At 61.1% G+C, this 3,950-nt stretch carries 3 protein-coding genes and 1 riboswitch; of the genes, 2 read left to right on the top strand and 1 reads right to left on the bottom strand.

Annotation, left to right across the window (positions count from 1 at the left end; translation table 11 throughout):
• Positions 1-765 (top strand): amino acid permease (locus AC0AP0_RS09770; protein ID WP_490430322.1); only part of this gene is annotated, 765 nt, incomplete at its 5' end.
• 15 nt (positions 766-780) lie between these two features.
• On the opposite strand, the gene AC0AP0_RS09765 is transcribed toward AC0AP0_RS09770, so the two are convergent.
• A complete protein-coding gene (locus tag AC0AP0_RS09765) occupies positions 781-1,737 on the bottom strand; it encodes a 3-hydroxyacyl-CoA dehydrogenase family protein (RefSeq protein WP_490430321.1) in 957 nt (318 codons plus the stop codon).
• Positions 1,738-1,910: 173 nt separating this feature from the next.
• A riboswitch (Lysine riboswitch) is annotated at positions 1,911-2,089 on the top strand.
• 180 nt (positions 2,090-2,269) lie between these two features.
• Here AC0AP0_RS09765 and AC0AP0_RS09760 point away from each other — a divergent pair.
• Positions 2,270-3,661 carry an amino acid permease gene (locus tag AC0AP0_RS09760; protein ID WP_490430323.1) on the top strand — a complete coding sequence of 464 codons (1,392 nt, stop codon included), beginning with the start codon at positions 2,270-2,272 and terminating at the stop codon, positions 3,659-3,661.
• Positions 3,662-3,950: the final 289 nt, after the last annotated feature.

Genomic DNA, 3,950 nt, shown 5'->3' with positions numbered 1-3,950 from the left:
ATCGGCATCACCGCCGGGGAGGCCTCCGATCCCCGTCGGACCATCCCCAAGGCCACCAACGCCATCATCTGGAGGATTCTGGTCTTCTACATCCTGACGCTTGGGGTGATCATGGCCGTAGTCCCCTGGAATGCCATCGGCAAGCCCAACGCGCAAGGCATGGTCGTCAGCCCCTTCGTCCAGATCTTCGACTCGGTTGGAGTCCATGCAGCCGCAGGCATCCTCAACTTCGTCTGTCTGACAGCGGTCATGAGCGTCTACAACTCGGCCCTCTACTCCAACTCCCGCATGCTCTTCTCCCTGGCCCGGCAGGGCAATGCCCCCAAGTACCTGGGACGGCTGTCCAAGGGCGGCGTGCCCTACGCAGGAGTGCTGACCTCGGCCTGCATCATCGCCCTGGCGGTGGTCGTGGTCTTCCTCTGGCCCCAGTTCGCCTTCAACTACCTGATGAGCATCGCCACGATCTCGGCCATCATCAATTGGTCCATGATTATGGTGACCGAGATGCTCTTCCGGCGTGCTGTTGCCTGCGGTGAAGGCCCCGGCGACCTGGCGGGCAAGACCGGCGAGGGCGCTCTGAACGCCCTGCACTTCAAGCTGCCCTTTGCCCGGGTAACCCCCTGGGCGGTCCTGGCCTTCCTGGCCATGATCGTGGTGCTCATGTGCTTCTCGCCCAGCTACCGGGTGGCCGTCATCGCCGGGCCCATCTGGCTGATCGTCCTGCTGGTGGCCTACCAGCTGACTCAGGGGCGAGCGCGGCAGTGATATAAGCGGAAGAACTCAGCGGTCTTTCTCCTTTTTGCGGTCCGCGACCAGCGCCTCCAGCAGCCGCTGGTCGCGGTCGGCGATCATGGCTTGACTCTGGGCCCCCTGCCAGGAATAGAACCCCTGACCGCTCTTGGCGCCTAGCCGCCCTGTCTGAACCTTGGCCTTCAAGATCGGGTCCTCGCCAGGAAGGTTGTCCAAATCGTCGTAGAGGTACTTGGAGATATTGTCGAAGACATCCAACCCTCCCAAATCAGCGCTGGCGATGGGCCCAAGGATGCTCCACCGCCGACCCAGGCTGTAGGTGACGATCTCATCCACGGCCTGCGGGGTGGCGATGCCCCGTTCCACGATATTCAGGCACTCTCGAATAACGGCCGCCTGGATGCGGTTGCCTACGAACCCGAGCGATTCCGTGGACAGCGCTACGGCATGCTTGCCGATATGGTTCATGAGTTCAACCGTGGTATCCACCACGCCCTGGTCGGTGTCCGCAGCAGGCACCACCTCGACCAGGGGCATGAGCTGGGCGGGATTCCAGAAGTGGGCAACCAGGAACCGCTGAGGATGCTGCAGTACCGAGGCGATCTCAGTGGGCCCCAGTCCCGAGGTGTTAGTGGCCAGAATGGTCTGCTCTCCAACTATGGTCTCCACCTGCTGCCAAACCTGGTGCTTGACATCCATGTCTTCCAAGACGGATTCGATGACAAAGTCGGCATCAGCCAGAATGCCGTAATCAGTATCCTCCTGAATCCGATCCAGCACGCTCTCCCTCTGATCCTGGGAAATCAGACCAGCACCGATGAAAGTATCCAGATCATGCTCGATCAATCCCCTCCCCCGGTCCAGGGCCTGGCGACTGGAGTCCACCAGCCGGACCGGATACCCCCGCATGGCGAACTGGAGCGCCGTGGCATGCCCCATGGTGCCCGCCCCGATATTGCCGATTACCTTGATGTCGTCGACCTTCATCAGTCGCTGCCTTCTTTCCTAACGAATTCATACTTATCCTAAGACAGTCAACCGGCGCGACCAGGACCGCCCAGCGTGGCCAGGAACATTGCAGATTTGCCTATCGATCATCGAAGACAAGGGATCCGTTTGGGCCTTGTCTGAGAATCCCTCTATGCTGACCGGTAATTGCAAATCACTGAAGAGGTCGCCGAACCTATCAGTAACCGGGATCAGACAGTACGGTGTCGCGTATTCCCGGCGAAAGGAAGTTCGGCCGAAACGGCACGGATCCGCCCATCCGTCCCGTTGGGCCCGGGTCGAACAGGTCCGGGACTGTCGCAACCCCATGTTGCGGAGCGCTATGTGCAGTGTCACAGACAGGCAACCCGCCTGGATTCCGCCTGAGCGGAACTGGCCGGAACCGTCGTCATAGGGCTCTCAGGTCAGTTCGAGGAGAAGAGCAGTCATGGCGACCAGGCAGGGCGGAAAGGTCAGCCCCTCCACATCCGACGACCGGGTCCAACGCAACCTCAAGACCCGACACGTCACCATGATCGCCCTGGGCGGCTGCATCGGCACCGGCCTGTTCATGACTTCCGGCTCCACTATTGCCAAGGCCGGACCGGGAGGCGCGCTGGTGGCCTACGCGGCCATGGGCCTCATGGTCTACTTCCTGATGACCAGCCTGGGCGAACTGGCCACCCACCTGCCCACTTCCGGCTCCTTCGCCGCTTACAACGCCCGCTATGTGGATCCGGCACTGGGCTTCGCCATGGGCTGGAACTACTGGCTGAACTGGGCCATCACCGTGGCTGTGGACATCTCCACCGCCGCCCTGCTGATCCAGTACTGGCTGCCCCACACCCCAGGATGGATCTGGAGCCTGCTGGTCCTGGTGGTCATTTTCCTGATCAACGCCCTGACCGTGTCCACCTTTGGCGAGACCGAGTTCTGGCTCTCCCTGATCAAGGTGGTGACGGTGATTGTCTTCCTGGTCATCGGTCTGGCCATGATCTGCGGCATCATGTTCCGCCCGGCCGTGGGCCTGGGCAACTTCACCTACAAGGATGCTCCTTTCGTGGGCGGATTCCCCGCCATTCTCAACGTCTTTTTGATTGCAGGCTTCTCCTTCCAGGGCACCGAGCTGATCGGCGTCACGGCCGGCGAGTCCGAAAACCCCGGCAAGGCGGTTCCCAAGGCCATCAATGACGTCTTCTGGAGGATCCTGCTCTTTTATATTTTGTCCATCTTCGTCATCGCTGCGCTGATCCCCTACACCAGCCCTAATCTGCTGAGCTCCGCCGAGGGGGACATCGCCATGTCGCCCTTCACCCTGGTCTTCCAGCGGGCCGGCCTGGCCTCGGCAGCCAGCGTCATGAACGCCATCATCCTGACCTCGGTCCTCTCGTCCGCCAACTCAGGGGTCTACGCCTCCACCCGGATGCTCTACGCCCTTGCCAAGGACCATTACGCCCCGGCCTTCTTCGGGCACACCACCCGACACGGCATCCCCATGGCCTCGCTAGTCGCCACTCTCGTGGTCTCCCTGGCTACCTTCGCCGCCAGCATCTTCGGCCAGCGAATCTACATGTGGCTGGTGGCCGCCTCGGGGCTCACCGGATTCATCGTCTGGATCGGCATCGCACTCAGCCACTATCGCTTCCGCCGCGCCTGGGTGGTCCAGGGCCACCGGGTTGAGGAGCTGCGCTACCATGCCAAGCTCTTCCCCCTGGGGCCCATCCTGGCCCTGATTCTGTGCATCATCGTCATCGGCGGGCAGAACATCGAGGCCTTCGTCAACTGGAACTGGCAGGAGATCGGCGTCACCTACATCAGCGTGCCCCTGGTGCTTGCGCTCTACCTGGGCTACAAGATCCGATACCATACCCGTATCGTTCCCCTGAAAGAGATGGATTTGAGCGGGGATCCGGAATCGCTATGAAAGATTTGTCAACTAGCATGACACATTATGACCATGGGAGCTGGAAAGCCACACCAATGGCATAGACTCCCTAAGCGTTCGAGGACCGGCTCAAGGACCCGGCCATATGAATCTGTTCCGGCATCCAGCCGGCATATCAGGAATCGCAATTTCAGTACGACCCCGGACTCCCCGGTGCGTCGCCCAGCCAAAAGGAGGAGGATCATGACGCGGAACACCAGCAATGCAGCGTCGAACACCAATCAATCCGACCGGGCCGGGCAAGAGCATCATGGCTACGGCAGCGTCA

The organism is Bifidobacterium sp. POST2/T3 (B1) (genome assembly GCF_058197115.1).
The sequence above is the reverse complement of the archived record's forward strand: the minus strand, read 5'-3'. Positions and strand labels throughout refer to the sequence as shown.

Coding starts and splice junctions, on each gene's coding strand:
- AC0AP0_RS09760 (WP_490430323.1), top strand. CDS start 2,270: ATGATCGCCCTGGGCGGCTGCATCGGCACCGGCCTGTTCATGACTTCC.
- AC0AP0_RS09765 (WP_490430321.1), bottom strand. CDS start 1,737: ATGAAGGTCGACGACATCAAGGTAATCGGCAATATCGGGGCGGGCACC.